The sequence below is a fragment of the Methylobacterium sp. P3_A11 genome (assembly GCF_056403155.1).
Genome location: NZ_JBFUGA010000047.1, coordinates 19,915 through 43,081, shown reverse-complemented (window position 1 = coordinate 43,081; position 23,167 = coordinate 19,915). Strand labels below are relative to the sequence as shown.

Below are 23,167 nucleotides of genomic sequence, written 5' to 3'. Positions count from 1 at the left end.
CAGGCGTCTCACCCTTGCCCAGCCGGACCGGCGCCCCGCCGGTCCGCGCCATGCGTTCCGTGATCCCCAGCCCATGCGCGGGCCGGGGCCTCCGTCGTTTGGCAAACGCCAGCAGCTTCTTTATGGACCGAGGCCCATGACGCGGTACGTTTTCATCACCGGCGGCGTGGTCTCCTCCCTCGGCAAGGGTCTCGCCTCGGCGGCCCTGGCGGCGGTGCTCCAGGCCCGAGGCTATCGGGTTCGGATGCGCAAGCTCGACCCGTATCTGAACGTCGATCCGGGCACGATGAGCCCGACCCAGCACGGCGAGGTCTTCGTCACCGACGACGGCGCCGAGACCGATCTGGACCTCGGCCATTACGAGCGGTTCACCGGCGTGCCGGCGAGCCGGGCCGACAACATCACCACCGGCCGGATCTACCAGGACATCATCGCCAAGGAGCGCCGGGGCGACTATCTCGGCGCCACGATCCAGGTGATCCCGCACGTCACCAACGCCATCAAGGACTTCGTTCTCGACGGCAACGACGCGTTCGATTTCGTGCTCGTCGAGATCGGCGGCACGGTGGGCGACATCGAGGGCTTGCCGTTCTTCGAGGCGATCCGCCAGCTCGGCCAGGAGCTGCCCCGCGGCACCTGCTGCTACGTGCACCTGACGCTGCTGCCCTACATCCCGTCCGCCGGTGAGCTGAAGACCAAGCCGACGCAGCATTCCGTGAAGGAGCTCCGCTCCATCGGCATCCAGCCCGACATCCTCCTCTGCCGCTGCGACCGCGACATCCCGGTCGACGAGCGCCGCAAGCTCGCGCTGTTCTGCAACGTCCGAGAGACCGCGGTGATCGAGGCCCGGGACGTGGCCTCGATCTACGAGGTGCCCCTGTCCTACCGTAAGGCCGGCCTCGACAGGGAGGTGCTCGGCCATTTCGGCCTGGAGCACGGCGAAGAGCCGGATCTCGTCCGCTGGCAGACGATCTCAGAGCGCGTCCGCAACCCCGAGGGCGAGGTCTCCATCGCCATCGTGGGCAAGTACACGGGCCTCAAGGACGCCTATAAGTCGCTGACCGAGGCGCTGACCCACGGGGGCATCAGCCATCGGGTGAAGGTCAACCTCGAGTGGATCGAGGCCGAGGTGTTCGAGCGCGAGGACCCCGCGCCGTTCCTGGAGGGTCTGAACGGCATCCTGGTGCCGGGCGGGTTCGGCCAGCGTGGCGCCGAAGGCAAGATCCGCGCGGCCCGCTACGCCCGCGAGAAGCGGATCCCCTATCTCGGGATCTGCTTCGGGATGCAGATGGCCGTCATCGAGGCCGCCCGCTCCCTCGCCGGAATGCCGGATGCGAACTCCACGGAGTTCGGCGAGACGTCCGAGCCGGTGGTCGGCCTGCTCACCGAATGGCTGCGCGGCAACGAGCTCGAGCGGCGTGCCAAGGCGGGCGATCTCGGCGGGACCATGCGGCTCGGCGCCTACGAGGCCAGGCTCGACTCCGATTCGAAGATCGCCCGGATCTACGGGTCGGAGACCATCTCGGAGCGTCACCGCCACCGCTACGAGGTCAACATGGCCTATCGGGAGCGTCTCGAGGCCACGGGCCTGCGCTTCTCCGGCGTCTCGCCCGACGGGCTCCTGCCCGAGACGGTGGAGCATGCCGGGCACCCGTGGTTCATCGGCGTGCAGTTCCATCCGGAGCTGAAGTCGCGCCCCTTCGAGCCGCATCCCCTGTTCAAGGGTTTCGTCGGCGCGGCGATCGAGCAGAGCCGGCTGGTCTGAGCCGCGGCGGCGCGCCGCTGCTCGCCCGGCCGCCCGGAGACCTATATCCTCGGGACCGTGACCGAGATTCTCTTCTACCACATGCAGCGGCAGCCCCTGGAGAAGGTGCTGCCCAACCTCGTCGAGCGCTCCCGCGAGCGCGGTTGGCAGGCCGCGATCCAGGCGGCGAGCGAAGAGCGTCTGCAGGCGCTCGACGACCACCTCTGGACCTACACCGACGAGAGCTTCCTGCCGCACGGCACCGACCGCGAGCCCGATGCGGCCAGCCAGCCGGTGGTGCTGACGCTCCGGGACGTGAACCCCAACGCGGCCTCGATCCGCTTCCTGGTCGAGGGCGCCGACCTGCCGCCGGATGCCGGTGCCTACGAACGGATCTGCATCCTGTTCGACGGGAGCGATCAGGACGCCCTGCTGCGCGCCCGCGAGCAGTGGAAGCAGGCCAAGGCTGCCGGTCACGAGGTCGCCTATTGGCAGCAGGACGAGTCCGGACGCTGGAACAAGAAGGCGTGATGGTGACCCTCAGCAGATCTCTCGCGCACGTCGCGCTCGCCTTCGCCCTCACGGTCGCGGCGCCCGCGACGGCCCCGGCGCAGGACGCGCCGACGGGTCATCCCTCGACGGAGACCAAGCCGGCGCCGCGCGGCCCGGAGGGTCGGCGCCTCCCGCCCGACTCGACGACGAAGCAGAGCGTCACGCTGCCGGACGGCAGGACCCTCGACTTCACCGCCACAGCCGGCAGCCTGCCCCTCGTCGACGAAGGCGGGAAGCTGCAGGCCGAGATCGCCTACGTCGCCTACACGATGGCGCCGAAGGACGGCCAGGCGCGCCCCGTGACCTTCGCGGTCAATGGCGGCCCGGGGGCCTCGTCGGCCTATCTCAATGTCGGGGCGATCGGCCCGTGGCGACTTCCCGTCGGCGGCGACAGCATCAGCCCGTCCCAGCCGGTGGCGCTGACACCCAACGACGGCACGTGGCTCGGCTTCACCGATCTGATCTTCATCGACCCCGTCGGGACCGGCTACAGCCGGTCCGCGGACGGCAACAGCAAGACCTACTGGTCGGTCGAGTCCGATGCCTCAACGCTCGCGGCGGCGATCGCCCGCTACCTGCGCGTCAATGATCGGATGGCGAGCCCGAAATTCTTCGTCGGCGAGAGCTATGGCGGGTTCCGTGGCCCACTCATCACCGAGAAGCTGCAGGAGGAGGTCGGCGTCGGCCTCTCCGGCATGGTGCTGCTCTCACCGGTTCTGGACTTCGGCTGGCTCGAGACGCCACGGGCCAATCCCTGGGGGTACGTGCTGAAGCTGCCCTCCCTGGCGGCCGGCGCCCTCGAACGGGCCGGCACGGTGCCGACGTCCGCCCTCCTCGGTGACGCGGAAACCTACGCGGTCGGCTCCTATCTGGCCGACCTCCTGAAGGGTCCGAGCGATGCGGCCGCCGTTGCGCGCATGACCGAGAAGGTCGCCCCCCTGGTCGGCCTGGATCCCGCGATCGTGCGTGCGCAGGCGGCGCGGCTCTCCACGCGGAGCGCCCAGCGCGAGATCGATCGCGCCGAGGGTCGGGTCACCAGCGCCTACGACACCGGCATCACCGGGTGGGATCCGAACCCGGACGCGGCGCAATCGAGCTTCGAGGATCCGCAGCTCACGGCGCTCCAGGCACCGCTAACCAGCGCCATGATCGAGCTCTACGGGCGCACGCTGAAATGGCCGGTGCCCAACATGCGCTACGAACTGCTCAACGGCGCCGTGAATCGCGGCTGGAGCTGGGGTTCGGGCCGGCAGGCGCCGGAGGTTCTCTCGAACCTGAAGGGCGCCCTGGCGCTCGACGGCCATCTGCGCGTCCTCGTGGCGCACGGGTTCACCGATCTGGTGACGCCGTATTTCGCCTCGAAACTCCTGTTGGCCCAGGTTCCCGCCTATGGTGCCGGCCGCCTGAGCCTCGCGGTCTATCCCGGAGGCCACATGTTCTACACGCGTCCGGATTCCCGCGCTGTGTTCAAGGCGGACGTCGAACGGATGTACACCGAGGCCCTGACGGTCCGCGATACCGGCGCGACACGCCCCGCCGGAACGCCGGCGGAGCAGCTCAGGAAGGCGCCGTGAGACCACGGGTCCGCCACGATTGCGGGCCGCGGTCGACCGGCGCGTGAGGGCTCAGGCATCATCGAAGGCGAGCGCCTCCGCGGGGTAGTCGATCATGGTCCGGCGCTGCGCGTCGCTGTTCTGCCATTCGCCGACCTTCATGTAGCGCCCCTCGAGGTCCCGGACCTCGATCACCTTTCCGATGGTGGGAATCGACTGGAAGCCCTGCGGCCAGTTCGACGCGAAGTAGAACACCTGCTCGACATGGTCCGACAGGTGGCAGATCGCCGGTCCGAACGTACCCAGGCCGAAGACGAGGTAGCGGCCGTTCACCAGGGCGGTGACGTCGGCGATCAACGATTCGCTCTGGATCTCCACCGGCAAGCCACGCCGTTCCGCGTAGGCTTCGACCTCGGCGATCACCGGATTCAGTCGGTTCTCGAAGACGAGCTTCACCGATTGGATCCGCCCTTCCGCCAGGAGGCGGTCGATCACCATCCGGTAGAACGCGAAGGGCGGCTGCGGGTAGTGCGGGTCGACCCAGGTGCTGAAGATGTCCCCCGAGCGGATGTGGATCAGGAGCTGATCGTCGGGCTTGTTCGGGACGCTCCGCGGCAGACCGTTGAACAGGGGCCGGATCACGCCCTGAACGATCGCTCGGGAATCGATCGGTCCCTGCGGCCCGACCACGCGCTCGAACTGCGTCGGATCGAAGTAGAGGCCCGAGAGGAAGTAGCCATCCGTCGGCAGCGGCTCGGTCGGCGGGATGAACGTGATGCCGTCGCAGGTCAGCCGCTCGGTCAGGAAGATTACCTTGCTGCGATCGACCTTCGGGACCTTGATGTATTTCAGGTTGAGCGCCTTCGCGATCGACACGGCGACGATGTACTGGACGAGGCAGTTGCCGAAGGCGCCGTTCTCGAACAGCGACAGGCCGACAAGGTCGCGACCGGTGCGGCCGGGAGAGGCCTCGAGGGCGTAGCTCACGTAGACGTTGGCGCCCGGCTTCTCGTTCAGGAGCGTCACGTCGAGACCGAGGACCGCCCGCAGGGCGATGAGATCGACGGCGGCCTCGTCGGCCCGGATTTCGACGCCGCCGACGCGCGCCGGCTCCGTCGTCGCGATCCGCACGATCCGCGCCCAGGCCCGCTCGTCCGGGGCGAGCACGGCCACCAGGGCGTCGGGCGCGACGGTCCATCCGGCCATGTCCGCCTCGGACCAGCTGACGCCGTCCTGCGAGACCGCCACGGCCACGTCGCCGACCTCCGGGAGGCCGGCCCCCGCGGCCGGACGCAGCGCGACCGAATGCACCGGGAAGCGGCCGCCGAGATCGACCTCGAGCCATTCCCTCCCGGCGGCTGCCACGGCCCGCGGAGGACGGCCGGCTGTGAGATCGACGAGCGCCGGACGTGGATCGTCTGCCAGGGCCATCGGGTCTCCGGAGCTGAAGGGATGCGCCCGCGCCGGACCGACCGGACGTCCGCTGCGGGCGGTGCCCGCATCGGGCCGCATGCGTCAAGCCCAACCCGGATTGTGCGAGCCCCACGGGATTCGGATCCGATCCGTCGGCGCTCCGTTGTGTCGTGGCTGGCATGCGTCTACAACGGCGCGGTGACGGTGCCCCGGCGACGGGGTGAAAAGGGAATGCGGTGAGAGGTGCGAGCCTCGACTCCGTGGCTGCCCCCGCAACTGTGAGCGGCGAGCGTCTGCCGAGCGCCACCGGAGCGATCCGGGAAGGCGGCAGGCGCGCCGAGCCGCGAGCCAGGAGACCTGCCGTCACGACAGGATCCCGCATTGCCGCCGGTGGGGCGGCTGGAGACATTCGACGATGACCACCTCGACCCTCGCCCCCGTCGCCGCCGGCACCCGCTCGTCGGAGCGTCCGATCGCCGTGGCGCTCGCGGCCATGCTGGGCCTCGGCCTCCTGTTCATGGCCGGCTTCTCGCCGGCGATCGCGTTCCACAACGCGGCGCACGACTTCCGGCACACCCAGAACTTCCCCTGTCACTGACGCCATCGTCACAGGGATGATCATCCGGCTTCTGTCGGCGGCGCTGGCCGCCGGCTTCTTCGCGGCTGCCGTCGTGACGGGCCTCGAACTCACGCTGACGTCGCCGCTGATCGTGGCGGCCGAGCGCTACGAGCAGCAGGAACCGTCGCATCAGGCCGCGAAGCCGCTGCCGATCGTCCTGGCGCATGCCGGGCATGACCACGCTGCGCCCGACGCGGCGCCGGAATGGCAACCTGGTCAGGGCCTGCCGCGGATGGCCTTCACGGCGCTCGCGACCCTCGTCGGCGGCGTCGGCTACGCCCTGCTCCTCGGCGCGGTGATGCTCGCCTGCGGCCGGGAGCCGACCCCGCAGGTCGGCCTCGCCTTCGCGGTGGCGGGCTTCGCCAGCGTCGCCTTGGCGCCGGGCCTCGGCCTGCCGCCGGAACTGCCCGGCAGCGCGGCTGCCCCGCTCGCCGCGCGGCAGGCCTGGTGGCTGATGACCGCGGCGGCGACGGGCATGGGCCTCTACCTGATCGCCGTCCGCCGTACGCTGATCGCGATCCTGGGCGGTCTCGTCCTGATCGTCGCCCCGCACGTCGTCGGCGCGCCTCAGGCGCCGGAGGCCGCGTCCGAACTCCCGGCCGCCCTGGCCGCGCAATTCGCCGCCCGGTCCCTGGCCATCGGGTTCGTGTTCTGGATCCTGATCGGGTTGGGGCTCGGCTGGGCGTGGCAGGCGCTTTCGCGGGAGACGGCGCGGGGGACGGCCCGTGCCTGAGACCGTGCTGTACGTCTGCACCACCTGCCGCCGGCTGGACGATGACCCGGACGGCCCCCGCGCCGGGGCGCTCCTGCTGGAGGCGCTCAAAGCGCGGGGCGACGCCGTGCCGGGACTGCGGGTCGAGCCCGTGGAGTGCCTGTCCGTCTGCAAGCGGCCGTGCACCGTGGCGGTCGCCTCGGCGGACCGCTGGACCTACGTGTACGGCGACATGGATCCCGCTACCTCGGCCGACACGATCCTCGCCGGGCTCGCGGCCTACGCGGAGACGCCGGACGGCCTCGTGCCCTGGCGCGCGCGTCCGGCCGCCTTCCGCACGGGCGTGATCGCCCGGATCCCGCCCTTTCCCCACCCTCGCCCGCGTCCCGCCGGCACCCTGGAGGCCGCGGAATGACCCTCGTGAACAAGATCCCCTGCACCATCGTCACGGGCTTCCTCGGCGCCGGCAAGACCACCCTGGTCCGCCACGTCGTCGAGAACGCCAAGGGACGCCGCCTCGCCATCCTGGTGAACGAGTTCGGTGACGTCGGCTTCGACAAGTCCTTCCTGGCCGCCTGCGGGGTCGAGGGCTGCACCGAGGACGCCATCGTCGAGCTGCCGAACGGCTGCATCTGCTGCACGGTGGCGGAMGATTTCGTGCCGGCGCTGGAGACCCTGCTGGGACGCGCCGACCCGCCGGAACACATCCTAATCGAGACCTCCGGCCTCGCCCTGCCGAAGCCGCTGGTCCAGGCCTTCCAGTGGCCGGCGATCCGGTCCCGGGTGACTGTCGACGGCGTCGTCGCGGTGGTCGATGGCCCCGCGGTGGCCTCGGGCGCTTTCGCGGAGGACCCCGAGGCGCTGGCCGCCCAGCGGGCCGCGGACCAGTCGGTCGATCACGACAACCCGCTGGAGGAGGTGTTCGAGGACCAGCTCCTGTGTGCCGACCTCGTGGTGCTCAACAAGGCCGACCTGATCGACGCCGCGACCCGCGCCCGGGTCCGCGCCGAGGTGGAGGGCCATCTGCCCCGGGCCGTGAAGGTCGTCGAGACCGAGAACGGCGCCATCGATCCGCGGGTGCTGTTGGGCCTCGGCGCGGCCGCCGAGGACGACCTCGCCGCGCGCCCCTCCCATCACGGCGAGGGCGAGGATCACGACCACGACGACTTCGAGACCGTGGCGCTGCGGGTCCGTCCGGCGGTCACCGCCGGGGACCTCGCGGCCCGCGTCGAGAAGGCGGCCGAGATCGCCGGCGTCCTGCGCATCAAGGGCTTCGCCGAGGTCGAGGGCAAGGCCATGCGCCTGGTGGTGCAGGGCGTCGGCCGGCGCGTCGCCCACCATTTCGACCGGCCCTGGAAAGCTGGGGAAGCCCGCGACGGAAATCTCGTGGTGATCGGCCTTAAGGGCTTCGACCGTCACGCTGTGGCGGCGGCCCTCGCGGGATGAGTACGCACGCGCGCCCCCGCTCGACCGGCAGCGCGCTCGCCCGCGCGGCCGCGCTCTAGGGGCCGCCGATGCATCTCGTCCGCATCGATTCCGTCTCCCTCGATGATGGTGAGGCGGCGGTGGATCTCGGGCAGGAGCCCGGCGATCTCGTGGTGCTGTCCTTCACCGACAGCGACCTCGCGGCGGTCGGGCAGGCTCACGCCGTGGAGCCCGGCCTGCCGAGCCTTCGGCTCGCCAAGCTCGCGAAGCTGCGGCACCCGCTGTCGGTCGATCTCTACGTCGAACGCGTGGTGGCCCGCGCCAAGGTCGTGGTGATCCGCTGTCTCGGCGGCCTGGATTACTGGCGCTACGGGATCGAGCGGTGTGCCGAGGCGGCGCGGGCGCACGGCGTCGTGCTGGCGGTCCTGCCGGGGGACGACCGGCCCGATCCGCGGCTCGCGACCTTCTCGACCGACCCCGACCTCGCCGGACAGCTCGACGCCTATTTCCGCGCCGGCGGCCCCGACAACCTCCGGCGGATGCTCCGGACGCTCGCGGTCCGGTTGGGCGCCGAAGGCGCGGTCGAGCCGCCGCAGGCTCTGCCGCGCGGTTTCGCCTGGTGCCCCGGCTGCGGCGTCCTCCCCCTGGAGACGGCCGTCGCGGCGGCGGGAACGGCGATCCCGCTCACCGGATCGCGGACGCGGAGCGCGCCTCTCGTGCTCCTCCTGATCTATCGGTCCGCCGTGCTCAGCGGTGACACCGAGCCCTTCGCCGCGCTCGCGGCGGCCCTGCGCGCCCGCGGGATCGGGACGCTGCCGATGGCGGTGTCGAGCCTGAAGGAGCCGGAGGCCGCCGCCGCGATCGCCGAGGTCGTCCGGGTGCGCAAGCCCGACCTGGTGATCGCGGCCACGGCCTTCTCGGCCCGGGAGGACGGCTTCGACTTCGTCCTCGACGGTGCCGATTGCCCGGTGCTCCAGGCCTTCACGGTGGGCGCATCACGGGTGGCCTGGGAGGCCTCCGCCCGGGGTCTCGGCGCGGCCGATCTCGCCATGCAGGTCGCGCTTCCGGAATTCGACGGCCGGCTCTCGGGCTTCCCGATCTCGTTCAAGGAGGAATCCCCGGAACTGGCCGGCTTCGCCCAGCGCCGGGCCGTACCCTACGCTGCCGGGATCGCCGCGCTGGCCGAGCGGGCCGCGGGATGGCTGCGCCTCGCCGCACGTCCCCGGGGAGCGCGACGCTTGGCCCTGGTGCTGTCCGACTATCCGGCCCGGGGCGGCCGGGTCGGCTTCGCGGTCGGCCTCGACACGCCCGAGAGCGTCCGGACGATCGCCGCCGATCTCGCCGCCGCGGGCTACGCGGCGGGCGGTCTTCCGGAACCGGGCCGGCTGATGGCCGAGCTCACGGAGGGTTCGGCCGAATTCCAGGTGCCGCTGTCCACCTACGGGGCGTGGTGGCGAACCCTGTCCGAGGAGACCCGCGCGGCGGTCACGGTCGCCTGGGGCGATCCGGCCTCCGATCCGTCCTGCATCGACGGCGCCTTCCGGTTCCGGATGGTGACCGGCACCGCCCCGCCGACGCGCGACGGCGGCGGCCTCGCGGTCTTCCTCCAGCCGGATCGCGGGCGCGATCCCGATCGCAAGACCGGCTACCACGACCTCGAACGGGCGCCGACCCACGCGTATCTCGCCTTCCATCTCGGGTTGCGGCAGCGGTTCGACGCCCTGATCCAGCTCGGCACGCACGGCACCACCGAATGGCTGCCCGGCAAGGCCGTGGCGCTCGGACCCGCCTGTCTCCCGGCCCTGTGCGTCGGCGGCCTGCCGGTGATCTATCCCTTCATCGTCGACGATCCGGGCGAGGCCGCACCGCTCAAGCGCCGCCTCGGCGGCGTCGCGCTCGGCCACCTGACCCCGGACATCGCAGCCCACGCCCTGTCGCCGGAGGCCGCACGCCTGCGCGAGCTGGTGGAGGAGTATTCCGCCGCCAGCGTGCTCGATCCGCGCCGCGCCGAGCTCATCGCGGGCGCAATCCTCGAGGAGGCCGCGTCGGCCGGTCTGCTCGACGGCGCCGGCATCGTCGCCGATACGCCGATGGAGGAGGCGCTGACGCGGCTCGACGCACATCTGTGCGACCTCGGCGAGACCTCCTTCCGCGACGGCCTTCACGTTTTCGCCCGCACCTCCGACGGGGCGCCCGACCCGGTGGCCGCGTGTGCGGCCTCCGAACGGGACGGCCTGCTCGCCGCTCTCGACGGGCGCTTCGTCCGGCCAGGCCCGTCCGGGTCCCCGTCCCGCGGGCGCGCCGACGTGCTGCCCACCGGACGCAACCTCGCCACCCTCGATCCGCGGGCAATCCCGAGCCGCGCCGCCGCGCTCCTCGGCGAGAAGGCCGCCGCCGCCGTCGTGACCCGCTACCTCCAGGACGAGGGCGCCTACCCGGCCCGGATCGTCATGGACCTCTGGGCGTCGCCGACCCTGCGCACCGGCGGGGAGGACGTGGCGCACGCCCTCGCCCTGATGGGCGTGCGGCCGGTCTGGGATCATGCGAGCACCCGCGTCACCGGGTTCGAGATCCTTCCCCTGGCGATGCTCGACCGGCCCCGGATCGACGTCACCGTGCGGATCTCCGGCGCGTTCCGCGACACCTTTCCGGAAACGCTCGCGCTGATCGACAGGGCCGCCCGCGCGGTTGCAGACCGGGACGAGGCCGATGACGAGAACCCGCTCGCGGCGGCGCGGCGGCGGGGCGAAGCGGCGGTACGGGTCTACGGGGCGGCACCGGGTCGCTTCGGCGCCGGTACCGCCCGCGCCGCCCTGGACGGTGGCTGGGAGGACCGTGCCGACCTCGGCCGGGCCTACCTCGCCGCGAGCACCCACGCCTACGGCGACCGCGAGGTACCGGACGCGGATTTCGGCGCCCGGGTCGCGGCGGCCGATGCCTATCTCCACGCCTTCGACGTGGCGGAGCGGGACCTGTTCGACGGGGATGCCGCCGTCGACGCGATGGGTGGCTTCGCCGCCGCCGCGGCTCTGGAGGGTTCCAGTCCCGCGCTCTACAGCCTCGACGTATCGCGCCCCGACCGGCCGAAGGCCCGGACCGCCCGGGAGGACGCGGCCCGGCTGATCCGCGCGCGCCTCGCCGATCCCCGCTGGATCTCCGCCCAGCTCCGCCACGGGTATCGGGGCGCTCAGGAGCTGGCCCAGGGGCTGGACGCGGTCTTCGTCCTGGCCGCCGCCAGCGACGCGGTGTCCGATGCCGGCTTCGAGACGCTCTACGCGGCCTGGATCGCCGATGCCGACGTGTTCGAGCGCCTGCGCGCCGCAAATCCCGCGGCCACCCGGGCGATCCTGGAGCGCTTCGATGCGGCCCGCGATCGCGGCCTCTGGCACAGCCGGCGCAACGCCCTGCCGGCCGACGCGCTGCTCCGGGAGGCCGCCGAATGAGCGCCGGCCCGTTCGGCTACCGCCGCGTCCTGCCCGAGGCGCCCGCACGCCGGGGGTGGTGCCCCGGCCTCGCCCGCCCGATGCCCACGGGAGACGGGCTCCTGGCGCGGGTGCATCCGCCGCTCGGCATCCTCACGCTCGCCCAGGCCCGCGCCGTGGCCGAGGGCGCGGTGCGCTTCGGCAACGGCCACCTCGACCTTACCGCGCGGGCCAATCTTCAGGTCCGCGGCGTCACCGATGCGACCCGGACGGCCTTGGCCGGCCTGCTCGAGGAGGCGGGGCTCGGCGACGTGCGGTCCGATGCCGGCCCGCAGCGCGTGACGCTCACGAGCCCCAACGCCGGTCTCGACACTGAGGCGGTGATCGACGTCCCGGCGCTGGCCGACGCCATCGAGACGGCGGCGCGCGGCATCCCCGGGCTGCCGCCCAAGACCCTGGTGGTCGTCGCGGGCCAGCCCGGCGTTGCGCTGCCCGAGGCTGACCTCCTCATGTCCGCCCGCGACAGAGGCACGGTCACGATCGCGGCCACCTTCGCGTCGGGCGTGCGGGACCTCGTCACCGGCCCCGAAAGCGAGGCCGCGGATCGCATGGCGCGGCTGCTCGCTGCCTTCGCGTCTACGGGCCGGCGGCGGATGCGCGACCTCTCGGAGGACGAGCAGCGCAGCGTGACCGGAGCCCTGCCGGGACAGCCGCCGCGGCTGCCCGCCTCACCCCCGGCCCGGACGGCGATCGCGGCGCGCGGGAACGATGCGCCGTTCGCGCCCGTGGCCGGGCTGCATGCCGGCGCCGGCCTGGACGTTCTTGTCGTGGATGCACCGTTCGGCCGTTGCACGGCCGCCGCCCTCACCCGCATCGCCGACGCCGCGGAGGCGCTCGGATCGGATACGCTGCGGCTGTCGCCCAATCGCGGTTTCGTGCTGATCGCATCGTCGGTCGGGTTGGCCGCCGCGACGCTGGCGGACCTCGCCGACGTGTTCATCGTCGCGCCCACCGATCCGCGGCGGGCGATCGACGCCTGCACGGGCGCTCCGGGCTGCGCCTCCGGGTCGACTCCGACGCTGTCTGATGCGGCGCGCCTCGCGGAAGCCTTCGGCACCCTGGCGGAACAGGGGCGATCCGCGCATGTTTCGGGTTGCGCCAAAGGCTGTGCGCGGCCTGGTCCGGCCGATCTCACCCTCGTCGGCCGGAACGGCCTGTACGGTGTGGTGATCGGCGGCGGCCCCGGCGATGAGCCGGCGATGGACCTCCCTATCGAGGCCGTGCTGGAGCGGTTAGGAAGAGCCAACACCGTCGGGCTTGCCGCCGCCTTCGCGCCGGAAACCGCCCGGACGGCGTGCGGGAGGACCAGGAGACCGGCATGAGCGCGAGCCAGAACGCCCTGCGCCAGACAGGATCGGAGCCGGCCGCGGCCAGCGAGTCCCCGTCCCGCTACGACTACGTCCGCGACGGCAGCGCGATCTACGCGCGGTCCTTCGCGATGATCCGCGCCGAGGCGGATCTCGGTCGCTGGTCGGGCGCCGCCGAGCGGGTGGTCGTGCGGATGATCCACGCCTGCGGCATGACTGACCTGCCCACCGACGTGGAGATGTCGCCGGACTTTGCCGAAGCCGGCGTCGCGGCCCTGCAGGCCGGTGCGCCGATCCTGTGCGATGTCCGCATGGTCGCCGACGGCGTCACCCGGTCTCGGCTGCCGGCCGACAACAGGGTAATCTGCACGCTGGGCGATCCGCGTGTCCCGGATCTGTCAAAAAGTCTCGGCACGACCCGCTCCGCCGCCGCCATGGAGCTGTGGCGCGAGCACCTGCCGGGGAGCGTCGTGGCGGTGGGCAACGCGCCGACCGCCCTGTTCCGCCTGCTCGAGCTGCTCGACGCCGGCGTGGCACCACCCGCCGCGGTGATCGGAATCCCGGTGGGGTTTGTGGGCGCCGCGGAATCGAAGGACGCCCTCGCCCGCGACAGTCGCGTGCCCTTCGTGGTCGTCCACGGCCGGCGCGGCGGCAGCGCCATGACGGCCGCCGCCGTCAACGCGCTGGCCAGCGAGGTCGAGTGATGGACGGGTTCGACCGCCTGGAAGGCCCGACCGAGGCATTGCCGGTGACGGCGGTGACCGGCACGCTCTACGGGGTCGGGATGGGTCCGGGCGATCCGGAGCTGCTGACCGTGAAGGCGCAGCGCATTTTGATGCACGCGCCGGTGCTGGTGCATTTCTGCAAGCGCGGCCGGCGGGGCAATGCCCGTACCATCGCCGACGCGATCCTGCGCGATCCGGCCCGCGAATTAGCCCTGGCCTATCCCTATACGACCGAGATTCATCCCGAGCATCCGGATTACGTGGCGGCGCTGGCCGGCTTCTACGACGACGCGGCCGGCCGGCTCGCGGATCATCTCGGTGCCGGGCGCGACGTGGCGATCCTGTCGGAGGGCGATCCGTTCTTCTACGGCTCGTTCATGCACCTGTGGCGACGGCTGAAGGACCGCTTCCCCGTCGAGGTCATCCCGGGCGTGACCGGCATGTCCGGCTGCTGGACGCGGGCCGGCAAACCGATCACCTGGGGCGACGACGTGCTCACCGTCCTGCCGGCAACCCTTCCGCTCGCTGCGCTCACCGAGCGCCTGCGCGGGACCGATGCCGCTGTGGTGATGAAGCTCGGGCGCCACCTGCCCAAGGTGCGCGCCGCCTTGGCGGAGGCGGGGCTGCTCGCGCGTGCGGTCTACGTGGAGCGCGGGACAATGGCCGGCGAGCGGGTCGTCATGCTGGCAGACAAGCCGGACGACGAGGCGCCCTACTTCTCCATGGTCCTCCTGCCCGGCGAGGGCCGGCGGCCGTGAGCGGCAGCCTCACCGTCGTCGGCCTCGGCCCGGGCGACGCCGCGTTGCTGACCGGGTCCGCATGCCGTGCGCTGGATGCGGCGGAGGACGTCATCGGCTACTTCCCCTACGTGGCCCGCGTGCCCGAGCGCCCCGGACTTGTTCGGCATGCCAGCGACAACCGCGTCGAGGTCGACCGGGCACGCCACGCCCTGCAGCTCGCCGCCGCGGGCCGGCGGGTCGCGGTGGTCTCCGGCGGCGATCCCGGCGTCTTCGCCATGGCGGCGGCAGTGTTCGAGGCCGTGGAGCACGGCGAGCCGGGATGGCGCGACCTCGCGATCACCGTGGAGCCCGGCATCACCGCGATGCTGGCGGCGGCGGCACGGCTCGGGGCGCCGCTCGGTGGCGACTTCTGTGCGCTGTCCCTCTCGGACAACCTCAAGCCCTGGCCGGTGGTGACCGCCCGGTTGGAGGCCGTGCTGCGCGCCGATCTGGTGATCGCGCTCTACAACCCGATTTCCACCGCCCGGCCCTGGCAGCTCGGGGCCGCGCTGGACATCGCGGCCGGGATCCGGGCACCCGAGACGCCGGTGATGTTTGCCCGCGCCATCAGCCGGCCGGACGAGGCCATCCGGATCGCGCCCCTCGCGGAGGCGCGCGACGTGCCCGCCGACATGGCGACGATGGTGATCCTGGGCGCCTCGACGACGCGGCTGATCCCCCGCGCGGGCCGGCCGCCCCTCGTCTACACGGCGCGCAAGGTCGAGGGACCGGCGTGATCGTCGGTGTCCAGCCAGCGGAGCACCCCGGCGGCATCGGCGACGCTCGGCACTTCGGGCTTGATCGGCCGGCGCACCATCACCACGGGAATCCCGAGGGCACGGGCCGCCGCGATCTTACCGTAGGTCGCCGCGCCGCCGGCATTCTTGCTGACGAGGATCTCGGTCCCGCTGGCGCGCATCAGCGCGATCTCGGCGGCCTCGTCGAAGGGGCCTCGGGCTTCGAGAGCGGTGAGATGCGGCACCGGAAGGATGTCGCCGAGCGGCTCGACGCTGCGCGCGAGATAGGCGTGCTGCGGCGCCGCACCGAACGCGCCGGCCTCCTGGCGGCCAATCGTCAGGAACACGCGCCGCGGCTCCGGGCCGAGGGCAGCCGCGGCCTCCTCCATCCGGTCGACCTCGATCCAGATGTCGCCGGGCTCTCGCGTCCAGGCCGGCCGGCGGATCGCGAGGAGGGCCACACCGGCCAGGGCCGCCGCGCGGGCGGCATGGTCCGACATCGTCGCGGCGAAGGGATGGGTCGCGTCGATCAGGTGCGTGATCGCTGCGGCGCGCAGGTAGCGCACCAGACCCTCGGGACCGCCGAACCCGCCGATCCGGGTCGGCACGGGCTCGGGCTTCGGCGCCGCCGTCCGGCCGGCAAGGGAGAGCATCACGGACCGATCGGCCCTCACGGCCAGCGCGCGGGCCAGGCTGCTCGCCTCGCCGGTGCCGCCGAGGATCAGGATCCGCATCACGCCGCTCGTCATCGGCGCCTTGTCCATGAGCGGTGAGCCCCTGTCGAGCGCCCCTTCGAGCGCCCCCTGGCTGTCGATCGTGGGCATCGGCGAGGACGGACGGGCGGGACTGAGCCCCGCCGCCGCGGCGGCCCTCGACGCTGCCCAGGTGGTCTATGGCGGCCGGCGTCACCTCGTCCTCGCGGGTCCGCTGGACGCGGAGGCCCGGCCCTGGCCGAGCCCGATCCACGACGCCTATCCGGAGATCCTGGCCCGGCGGGGCGCGCCGACCTGCATCCTCGCCACCGGCGACCCGTTCCACTACGGCGTGGGCGCCGAGATCGCCCGGCTCGTGCCACCGGCTGAGATCCGGGCCTTTCCGGCTCCCTCAGCCTTCAGCCTCGCCTGCGCGCGCCTCGGCTGGCCCATGGCCGAATGCGGCCTCGTGACCTTGCACGGCCGCGCGCTGACCCGGATCGTCCCTCATATCCAACCGGGCGCCCGTCTCCTGGCGCTGTCCTGGGACGGCGCGACGCCGGCAGCCCTGGCGGCACTCCTCTGCGCGCGCGGCCTCGGGCCGTCCACGCTGACTGTTCTGGAGGCGATGGGCGGTCCCCGCGAGCGGATCCGCGCGGTGCGGGCCGACGCCTTCGATCTCGGCCCGGTCGATCCGCTCAACACCGTGGCGATCACGGTCGCGGGCGCGGGCCCGGCGATACCGCTCGCGCCGGGGCTCGACGACGCGGTGTTCGAGAACGACGGACAGCTCACCAAGGCGGAGATCCGTGCGCTGACCCTCGCGGCCCTGCGCCCGCATCCCGGCCTTCATCTCTGGGATATCGGCGCCGGGGCGGGGTCGGTCGCGATCGAGTGGCTGCTGCGCCACCCGAGCCTGCGCGCCACCGCGATCGAGGCGCGACCTGATCGCGCCGAGCGCATTCGGCGCAACGCCGAAACTTTGGGCGTGCCCGACCTGACAGTGGTCGTCGGGGCTGCGCCGGCGGCTCTCCACGATCTGCCACGCCCGGAGGCCGTGTTCATCGGCGGAGGCGTCTCCGAGCCCGGTCTCCTCGAAACCGCCCTGGCGGCGCTGCCGTCCGGCGGGCGTTGCGTCGCCAACGCCGTGACGCTTCAGGGCGAGGCAGCGCTGCTCGCGGCCTTCGCGGCGCAGGGCGGGAGCCTGCGCCGCTTCAGCGTCGATCGGGCCAGCCCGGTGGGCGGCCTGCACGGCTGGCGGCCCGCCATGCCGGTGACCCAATGGGCTTGGACCAAGCCATGATGGGTCCCCTCGTCGCCGGGATCGGATTCCGCCACGGCACGGAGGCCGACGAGATCGCTGCGCTGATCGTCCGAGCGCTCGGTCTGATCGGTGCCGACGGTGCCGACCTCGCGGCCATCGCCACCCCGGCCGACCGCGCAGCGGAGCCGGCGATCCGCGGTGCGGCGGCCCGCTTCGGGCTGCCCCCCTCCTCCGTGCCGGCCTCGGCGCTCGAAGCTTGCGATGGGCAGGTCGTCACCCGTTCGGCGCGGATCGAGCGCCTGCGCGGCGTCGGCTCGGTCGCCGAGGCGGCCGCCCTCGCCGAAGCCGGACCGGAGAGCCGACTCGCCCTCCCCCGGATCGCGAGCGGCGGCGCGACCTGCGCCCTCGCGATCCGCTCGACAACGATGCCCGAGCCATGACCGTCCATTTCATCGGCGCCGGCCCCGGCGCGGCGGACCTCATCACGGTGCGCGGCCGCGATCGCATAGCCGCCTGTCCCGTCTGCCTCTACGCCGGATCCCTGGTAGCCCCCGAGATCCTCGGGTGGTGTCCGCCGGGGGCACGGATCGTCGACACCGCCCCCCTCGACCTCGACGCGATCGTGGCGGAGATCGCGGCGGCCCACACGGCCGGGCAGGACGTGGCACGCCTCCATTCCGGCGACCTGTCGATCTGGAGTGCCCTGGCGGAGCAGATGCGTCGGCTCGATGCGCTCTCCATCCCCTACACCGTGACCCCGGGCGTCCCGGCCTTCGCGGCGGCCGCAGCCCTGTTGCGCCGGGAGCTGACCGTGCCGGGCGTGGCGCAATCCGTGGTGCTCACCCGCACCTCGGGCCGGGCGAGCGCCATGCCGGAGCGGGAGACCCTCGCGGCCTACGCGGCCACCGGGGCGACCCTGGCGATCCACCTGTCGATCCACGTGGTCGAGGCCGTCGCGGCGGAGCTGATCCCGTTCTACGGCCCGTCCTGCCCGGCGGCGGCGGTGTTCCGGGCCTCCTGGCCGGACGAACGGGCACTGGTCGGCAATCTCGCGGCGCTGCCGGGCCTCGTCGCGGAGGCCGGCCTGGAGCGCACCGCCCTGATCCTGGTCGGACCGGCGCTCGGCGCCGCGGACTTTCGCGAGAGCGCGCTCTACGCGCACGACTACGACCGGCGTTACCGACCCGGCGGCACCGTGGGCGGCCGGTCGTGAGCGCGCCCGGCCTCCTCGTCGCGGCGCCGCGCTCCAGCTCCGGCAAGACGACGGTGACGCTCGCCCTGATGCGCGCCCTCTCGCGGCGCGGCCTGCGGGTCCGCGGTGCGAAGTGCGGCCCGGACTACATCGATCCGGCGTTCCATCAGGCGGCGACCGGCCGGCCGAGCTTCAACCTCGACAGCTTCGCCATGGCCGCGCCGCTCCTCGACGCCCTCGCGGGCGAGACGGCGGCGCAGGCCGACATCGTGATCGCCGAGGGCTCGATGGGCCTGTTCGACGGCGTCCGGGCGGCCGAGAATCGGACCGGGGCGAATGCCGACATCGCCGCGCGCTACGGATGGCCGGTGGTGCTGGTCGTGGACGTGTCCGGTGCCGCGCAGTCGGCCGCCGCCGTGGCCCTGGGCTGCAAGCTCTACGATCCCCGCGTGCAGATCGCCGGGGTGATCCTCAACAAGGTGGCGAGCGCCCGCCATCGGCGGCTCGTCGAAGCCGGCATGGAGCGTGCCGGGCTGCCCGTGCTCGGCGCGCTGATGCGCGATGCGCAGCTCGTCCTGCCCGAACGCCACCTGGGCCTCGTCCAGGCGGGCGAGACCGCCGATCTGCAGGCGCGCCTCGACCGCTTGGCCGACCTCGCGGACGCTGGCATCGATCTCGACGCCGTCGCGGCCTGCGCGGGCGGCGCCGTGCCGGACTCCGCCGGGCGCCTGCCCCGGCCGCCGGGACAGCGCGTGGCGGTCGCCCGCGACGCGGCCTTCAGCTTCCTCTACCCGCACCTCGAAACCGGGTGGCGGATGGCGGGGGCCGAACTCGTGCCGTTCTCGCCGCTCGCCGACGAGGCGCCGCCGGACGTGTGCGACGTCTGCTGGCTTCCGGGCGGATATCCCGAGCTGCATGCGGGGCGGATCTCCGGAGCCGGCCGGTTCCTCGAAGGTCTGCGCAGCTTCGCCCGAACGCGCCCGGTCCACGGCGAATGCGGGGGCTACATGGTCCTCGGCCGGACGCTCCAGGACGCGGACGGCACCACCCACGCGATGGCAGGGCTGCTGCCCGTCGAGACCTCGTATCACCGGCGCAAGCTGCATCTCGGCTACCGGGTCGCCCGGCTGTGCGGCGCGGGCCTGCTCGGGCAGGGTGGCACGCGGCTCGTCGGCCACGAGTTCCATTATGCCAGCGAGCTGTCGCCGATGGCCCCGGAGGCGACGGCGCTCGCCCGCGTCTCGGACGCGGAGGGCGTCGATCTGGGGTTTGCCGGTCACCAGGTCGGCTTGGTCACCGGAAGCTTCTTCCACCTGATCGCGGCCGAACCGTCCTGAAGCGGCAGCCGCGTTGAGCCACAGGCTGCGTGTCCGAGGCTCGGCAACCTGCGTTCGCGCGTGCGCGGAGCCTCAGGCCGACTCCGCCGGCGGCGGGGCGATCCGGTTCTGCGCGAGACGCGCGGCGCTGCGGACCAGGGCCAGCACGTCGCGGCGCATTTGCTCGTCCTCGATCTGAGCGTAGGCACGCAGAAGCTCGATGGCGCCGTGGGCGCTCAGGAAGCCGAACACGTCTTCCTGGGCGCTCTCGCGCGGCTCGCTCTCCTCGAAGAACGCCGAGACCGGAACCTCGAGAAGGCGCGCGATCTCGCGCAGCCGTCCGGCACCGACCCGGTTCTGTCCCTTCTCGTATTTCTGCACCTGCTGGAAGGTTACGCCGACCGCATTCCCGAGGGCGGTCTGGCTCATGCCCCGGGCCTTGCGCAGGGCCGTGATCCGGATGCCGACAAGGCGATCGACGTCGGTGGTCTGCTTCGGCATGGGCTGGGGCGAGGACTCCTTGTCCATGGGGTGGGATGCCTCCTCCTGGGGCCGCGGTGTCTTCGCCTCGCTATCGCGCCGCTTCACCGCTCGCCCCTAAGTCCCATGTCGTGCACGCCAGGTTCCAGGTTCCACCCATCAGAATCCGGCTAAAGCCCTGATAGCCACACAGGTGAACCGCGCCGCAGTAGGACACCAAGTTGTCAAGCTTCGCAAGTCAAAGCTTACAGCTTCTAGTTTAAACACCCACATCTTTGCAACATTGTTGCTGAAATGTCGATGGCGATGACTGCGCTGATTTTGCGGTGTGCCCTGTCGCCGCATCCGGGGTTCCCGTAGGAGCACAGGAGCTTGTAGGTTTCGCGCCTGGCAGGAGAACAGCATGTTTATCGCGATGAATCGCTTCAAGGTCGTTAAGGACGCGACGGCCGACTTCGAGGCCGTCTGGCTCGGACGCGACAGCCACCTCGGTGAGATGCCGGGCTTCGTAGAGTTTCATCTGCTGCGCGGCCCCGAGCACGAGGATCACGTGCTTTATGCCTCGCACACGATCTGGCGATCCCGTGCGGAGTTTGAGGCATGGACCCGTTCCGAGCAGTTCCGGAAGGCGCATGGCCGCGTTCCGTCGACCAAGCCCCTCTATCTCGGCCATCCCCAGTTCGAGGGCTTCGAGACGATCCAGACCGTCGGGGCCCCGGCCGGAACCCACGCGGACGCGGGCGCCGTCTGACCGTCCTTCCCGGCGTCGAGGGCAAGCCCTCGACGCCGTCGAACACGAGCCGGTCCGTCGCCGGCAACGCCCGCCTAGTTGAAATGACGATCGAAGAAACGCGCCTGAATTGAAATAAGCCCTGCAGAAACAACTCAACGGCACCATAAGCCGCCGCTGCATGCGCTGAACAGTCACTCAGCATTAATTATGTATTGCAACGCCCGAGGGTGGGCCTTAGGTCGCCGTGTCCTCCGTGACTGCGATCGTGAACCCGCGAGGCCCGCGGCTTGCTCCGTCACTGTCACCAGGCGGCGCTGAAACCTTTCGTGTCTCAGACTGGTACAGAGTCCGATCAAGACGGGACGTTCGGGTCAGATGTTTCACGATCGGCTTCCGGAGACGTTTCAGGCGCTTCCCAACTCGGCCGGGCGCCGGCGCAACGTGTGGTCTGCGCTGCTGCCGCGCCGCGGCCGCGCCGTGGCGCGGATCGCCCTGTCGACGGCCCTCGCCGCCACCGACCTCGCGGCGATCTTCGCGGTGACCCTGAGCATCGAACTCGCCTACCACCTCGTCGTTCAGGACGGCACGATTTGGGTGGGGGGCTTGCGCAGCCTGCGGCTCGCGGCGCTGCTCGGACTGGTGATCGTCGCCACGAACGCCCTGCGCGAGGAATACAGCCTTGAGGGCGCGACGACGCAGAAGCCGGGCATCCAGCGGGTGGTGTCCCTGTGGCTGGTCGCCTGGGCGGCGGTGCTCGTCGTCAGCTTCATGACGAAGACGACCAACGATTACTCTCGGCTCGTCTCGCTCGGGACCTTCGTCGCGGGCTTGCCCGTGCTGATCGCGGCCAGGACGGCAGTCCGCCGCTTCGTGCGCGACCGCCTGAGCGCCGGTTCGGCCACGGCCAGCCGGATTCACCTCGTGGGCTACGAGGAGGACATCGCGCGCTTCTACGCGGGCAAGGAGGCCGACCATCTCGGTTCGCGGATCGTCGGGACGAGCTACCTGCGGCGGGTGGACCCGGGCGCCGACGTGGCCACCCGGTACGACCAGTTGCAGGAGGATCTCGACCTTGCGGTATCGGTGGTGCGCTTCCTCCGGCCGGACGACGTCTTCGTCCTGGTCCCGTGGGCCGATACCGCCGAGGTCGAGCGCTGCATCGACGCCTTCCTGCGGGTACCCTCGGCCCTGCACCTGCGTCCTGGCGCCGTCCTGGATCGCTTCCCCGATCTTCAGGTCGCCCGGGTCGGCGGCGTCTCGGGGATCAACATCGGGCGTCGGCCGCTCAATCTGGGCGAGGTGATGCTGAAGCGCGCCCTCGATCTGACAGTGGCGACCATTGCCCTCGTGTCCCTGTCGCCCCTGCTGGCGGCGATCGCCCTCGCGATCAAGCTCGACAGCCCCGGCCCGGTCTTCTTCCGCCAGAAGCGGTACGGCTTCAACCAGCAGCCGTTCGGTGTCTTCAAGTTCCGGTCGATGCGGGCGGAGGCGGATTCCACCTTTCGGCAGGCGACGCGAAACGACAGCCGGATCACCCGGATCGGCGCAATCCTCCGGCGGACGAATCTCGACGAGCTGCCCCAGCTGATCAATGTCCTCCGGGGGGAGATGTCGCTGGTCGGCCCCCGGCCACACGCCCTCGCCCACGACCGGAGCTTCGAGCGGCGGATCGCCCTGTATGCCCGCCGCCACAACGTGCGGCCCGGGATCACCGGCTGGGCGCAGGTCAACGGCTACCGCGGCGAGACCCAGACCGACCTCGCCATGGAGCGGCGCGTCGCCTGCGACCTGCACTACATCGACAACTGGTCGATCTGGTTCGACATCCAGATCATGATCCAGACGATCGTCTCGCGCCGGGCCTACCAGAACGCGTTCTAGGGAAGCGCCGAAAGGCCGCGTCTCCTAGCGCGCCTGCTTCAGGTCGCGGCAGGCGCCGCAATCGCCCTCCACCTCCAGGATGCTGTGGGTCGGCGTGAAGCCGGCCCGCTCGAGCGTGCGCCCGAGACCGCCCTCGACCTCCTGCGACGAGGCCTCATCGACGACTCCGCAGGTGCGGCAGATCAGGAAGATGACGCCCTCCCCGGGCGCATGCTCATGCGCGCAGGGAATGAAGGCGTTCCGGCTCGCGATCCGATGGACCAGACCCTGCTCCATCAGGAAATCGAGGGCGCGGTAGACCGAGACCGGGGCCACGCGCTTGCCCGGCACGCTCAGCCGTTCGGCGATGTCGTAGGCGCCCTGGGCCGTCCCGGCTCCGGCGACGGCCTCCAGCACCTCCCGGCGCAGCGGCGTGAACTGAAGACCGCGCTCGCGGCAGAGGGCCTCGGCCCGCGCGAGCATGTCACCGGTGCCGGCGTGGCACGCGTCGTGACCCTCGTGACGGTGCATGATTGCTCCAGGAATGATCCGCAGGTTGTCGTGCGGGTTTGTTACAGTGTA

22 protein-coding genes and 1 riboswitch are annotated in these 23,167 nt (G+C 71.7%); of the genes, 18 read left to right on the top strand and 4 right to left on the bottom strand.

Annotation, left to right across the window (positions count from 1 at the left end):
- The first annotated feature begins 136 nt into the window (after positions 1 to 136).
- From AC1DXK_RS16125 to AC1DXK_RS16115, 3 genes are read left to right on the top strand one after another with little or no spacing between them, the layout of a single operon-like run.
- Entirely contained in the window at positions 137 to 1,765 is a 1,629-nt protein-coding gene (locus AC1DXK_RS16125; RefSeq protein WP_457105282.1) for a CTP synthase, read from the top strand.
- A gap of 57 nt (positions 1,766 to 1,822) precedes the next feature.
- Positions 1,823 to 2,275 (top strand): DNA polymerase III subunit chi, encoded by a 453-nt coding sequence (locus AC1DXK_RS16120; protein WP_457105281.1) that lies wholly within the window; start codon positions 1,823 to 1,825, stop codon positions 2,273 to 2,275.
- On the top strand, positions 2,275 to 3,870 hold the full coding sequence (locus AC1DXK_RS16115; RefSeq protein WP_457105280.1) for a S10 family peptidase: 1,596 nt from the start codon (positions 2,275 to 2,277) through the stop codon (positions 3,868 to 3,870). Before AC1DXK_RS16120 ends, AC1DXK_RS16115 begins: the two co-directional genes overlap by 1 nt.
- 51 nt (positions 3,871 to 3,921) lie before the next feature.
- Here AC1DXK_RS16115 and AC1DXK_RS16110 read toward each other — a convergent pair whose 3' ends face one another.
- Entirely contained in the window at positions 3,922 to 5,280 is a 1,359-nt protein-coding gene (locus tag AC1DXK_RS16110; RefSeq protein WP_457105279.1) for a coagulation factor 5 8 type domain-containing protein, read from the bottom strand.
- A gap of 167 nt (positions 5,281 to 5,447) precedes the next feature.
- Positions 5,448 to 5,641: riboswitch (cobalamin riboswitch) on the top strand.
- A gap of 36 nt (positions 5,642 to 5,677) precedes the next feature.
- Between AC1DXK_RS16110 and AC1DXK_RS16105 the strand changes: the two genes are divergently transcribed.
- The 9 genes from AC1DXK_RS16105 to cobJ all read left to right on the top strand — a co-directional run bounded on the left by AC1DXK_RS16105 (position 5,678) and on the right by cobJ (position 15,048).
- Entirely contained in the window at positions 5,678 to 5,860 is a 183-nt protein-coding gene (locus AC1DXK_RS16105) for a CbtB domain-containing protein (RefSeq protein WP_457105278.1), read from the top strand.
- 16 nt (positions 5,861 to 5,876) lie between these two features.
- Entirely contained in the window at positions 5,877 to 6,614 is a 738-nt protein-coding gene (locus AC1DXK_RS16100) for a CbtA family protein (protein ID WP_457105277.1), read from the top strand.
- Positions 6,607 to 7,008, top strand: coding sequence for a DUF1636 family protein (locus AC1DXK_RS16095; RefSeq protein ID WP_457105276.1), 402 nt, complete (start codon positions 6,607 to 6,609; stop codon positions 7,006 to 7,008). The genes AC1DXK_RS16100 and AC1DXK_RS16095 overlap by 8 nt, the downstream gene beginning before the upstream one ends.
- The gene (gene cobW, locus AC1DXK_RS16090) at positions 7,005 to 8,039 is read left to right on the top strand and encodes a cobalamin biosynthesis protein CobW (protein ID WP_477298330.1); all 1,035 of its coding nucleotides are present in this window, start codon (positions 7,005 to 7,007) and stop codon (positions 8,037 to 8,039) included. The genes AC1DXK_RS16095 and cobW overlap by 4 nt, the downstream gene beginning before the upstream one ends.
- A gap of 68 nt (positions 8,040 to 8,107) precedes the next feature.
- Positions 8,108 to 11,461, top strand: coding sequence for a cobaltochelatase subunit CobN (cobN, locus tag AC1DXK_RS16085; RefSeq protein ID WP_457105274.1), 3,354 nt, complete (start codon positions 8,108 to 8,110; stop codon positions 11,459 to 11,461).
- The gene (locus AC1DXK_RS16080) at positions 11,458 to 12,822 is read left to right on the top strand and encodes a precorrin-3B synthase (protein WP_457105273.1); all 1,365 of its coding nucleotides are present in this window, start codon (positions 11,458 to 11,460) and stop codon (positions 12,820 to 12,822) included. Before cobN ends, AC1DXK_RS16080 begins: the two co-directional genes overlap by 4 nt.
- Positions 12,819 to 13,511 (top strand): precorrin-8X methylmutase, encoded by a 693-nt coding sequence (locus AC1DXK_RS16075; protein WP_457105272.1) that lies wholly within the window; start codon positions 12,819 to 12,821, stop codon positions 13,509 to 13,511. Before AC1DXK_RS16080 ends, AC1DXK_RS16075 begins: the two co-directional genes overlap by 4 nt.
- Positions 13,511 to 14,290, top strand: coding sequence for a precorrin-2 C(20)-methyltransferase (locus AC1DXK_RS16070; RefSeq protein ID WP_457105271.1), 780 nt, complete (start codon positions 13,511 to 13,513; stop codon positions 14,288 to 14,290). Before AC1DXK_RS16075 ends, AC1DXK_RS16070 begins: the two co-directional genes overlap by 1 nt.
- A complete protein-coding gene (cobJ, locus tag AC1DXK_RS16065; protein WP_457105270.1) occupies positions 14,287 to 15,048 on the top strand; it encodes a precorrin-3B C(17)-methyltransferase in 762 nt (253 codons plus the stop codon). The genes AC1DXK_RS16070 and cobJ overlap by 4 nt, the downstream gene beginning before the upstream one ends.
- On the opposite strand, the gene AC1DXK_RS16060 is transcribed toward cobJ, so the two are convergent.
- Positions 15,015 to 15,812 (bottom strand): cobalt-precorrin-6A reductase, encoded by a 798-nt coding sequence (locus tag AC1DXK_RS16060; protein WP_477298327.1) that lies wholly within the window; start codon positions 15,810 to 15,812, stop codon positions 15,015 to 15,017. The genes cobJ and AC1DXK_RS16060 overlap by 34 nt on opposite strands.
- On the opposite strand from AC1DXK_RS16060, the gene cbiE reads away from it, so the two are divergent.
- From cbiE to AC1DXK_RS16040, 4 genes are read left to right on the top strand one after another with little or no spacing between them, the layout of a single operon-like run.
- Positions 15,811 to 17,043 (top strand): precorrin-6y C5,15-methyltransferase (decarboxylating) subunit CbiE, encoded by a 1,233-nt coding sequence (gene cbiE / locus AC1DXK_RS16055; RefSeq protein WP_457105268.1) that lies wholly within the window; start codon positions 15,811 to 15,813, stop codon positions 17,041 to 17,043. The two genes, AC1DXK_RS16060 and cbiE, sit on opposite strands and share 2 nt — an antisense overlap.
- Positions 17,040 to 17,444: a cobalamin biosynthesis protein gene (locus tag AC1DXK_RS16050; protein WP_457105267.1), complete on the top strand. Its 405-nt coding sequence runs from the start codon at positions 17,040 to 17,042 to the stop codon at positions 17,442 to 17,444. The genes cbiE and AC1DXK_RS16050 overlap by 4 nt, the downstream gene beginning before the upstream one ends.
- Positions 17,441 to 18,217 carry a precorrin-4 C(11)-methyltransferase gene (gene cobM / locus AC1DXK_RS16045; protein ID WP_457105266.1) on the top strand — a complete coding sequence of 259 codons (777 nt, stop codon included), beginning with the start codon at positions 17,441 to 17,443 and terminating at the stop codon, positions 18,215 to 18,217. Before AC1DXK_RS16050 ends, cobM begins: the two co-directional genes overlap by 4 nt.
- Entirely contained in the window at positions 18,214 to 19,533 is a 1,320-nt protein-coding gene (locus tag AC1DXK_RS16040; protein ID WP_457105265.1) for a cobyrinic acid a,c-diamide synthase CobB, read from the top strand. The genes cobM and AC1DXK_RS16040 overlap by 4 nt, the downstream gene beginning before the upstream one ends.
- 72 nt (positions 19,534 to 19,605) lie before the next feature.
- On the opposite strand, the gene AC1DXK_RS16035 is transcribed toward AC1DXK_RS16040, so the two are convergent.
- Entirely contained in the window at positions 19,606 to 20,040 is a 435-nt protein-coding gene (locus AC1DXK_RS16035) for a helix-turn-helix domain-containing protein (protein WP_457105264.1), read from the bottom strand.
- A 355-nt stretch (positions 20,041 to 20,395) separates the two neighbouring features.
- Between AC1DXK_RS16035 and hmuQ the strand changes: the two genes are divergently transcribed.
- Positions 20,396 to 20,743 (top strand): heme-degrading protein HmuQ, encoded by a 348-nt coding sequence (gene hmuQ, locus AC1DXK_RS16030; RefSeq protein ID WP_477298324.1) that lies wholly within the window; start codon positions 20,396 to 20,398, stop codon positions 20,741 to 20,743.
- A gap of 357 nt (positions 20,744 to 21,100) precedes the next feature.
- Positions 21,101 to 22,606 carry an undecaprenyl-phosphate glucose phosphotransferase gene (locus AC1DXK_RS16025; protein WP_457105262.1) on the top strand — a complete coding sequence of 502 codons (1,506 nt, stop codon included), beginning with the start codon at positions 21,101 to 21,103 and terminating at the stop codon, positions 22,604 to 22,606.
- Positions 22,607 to 22,630: 24 nt separating this feature from the next.
- On the opposite strand, the gene AC1DXK_RS16020 is transcribed toward AC1DXK_RS16025, so the two are convergent.
- Positions 22,631 to 23,116: a transcriptional repressor gene (locus AC1DXK_RS16020; protein ID WP_457105261.1), complete on the bottom strand. Its 486-nt coding sequence runs from the start codon at positions 23,114 to 23,116 to the stop codon at positions 22,631 to 22,633.
- Positions 23,117 to 23,167: the final 51 nt, after the last annotated feature.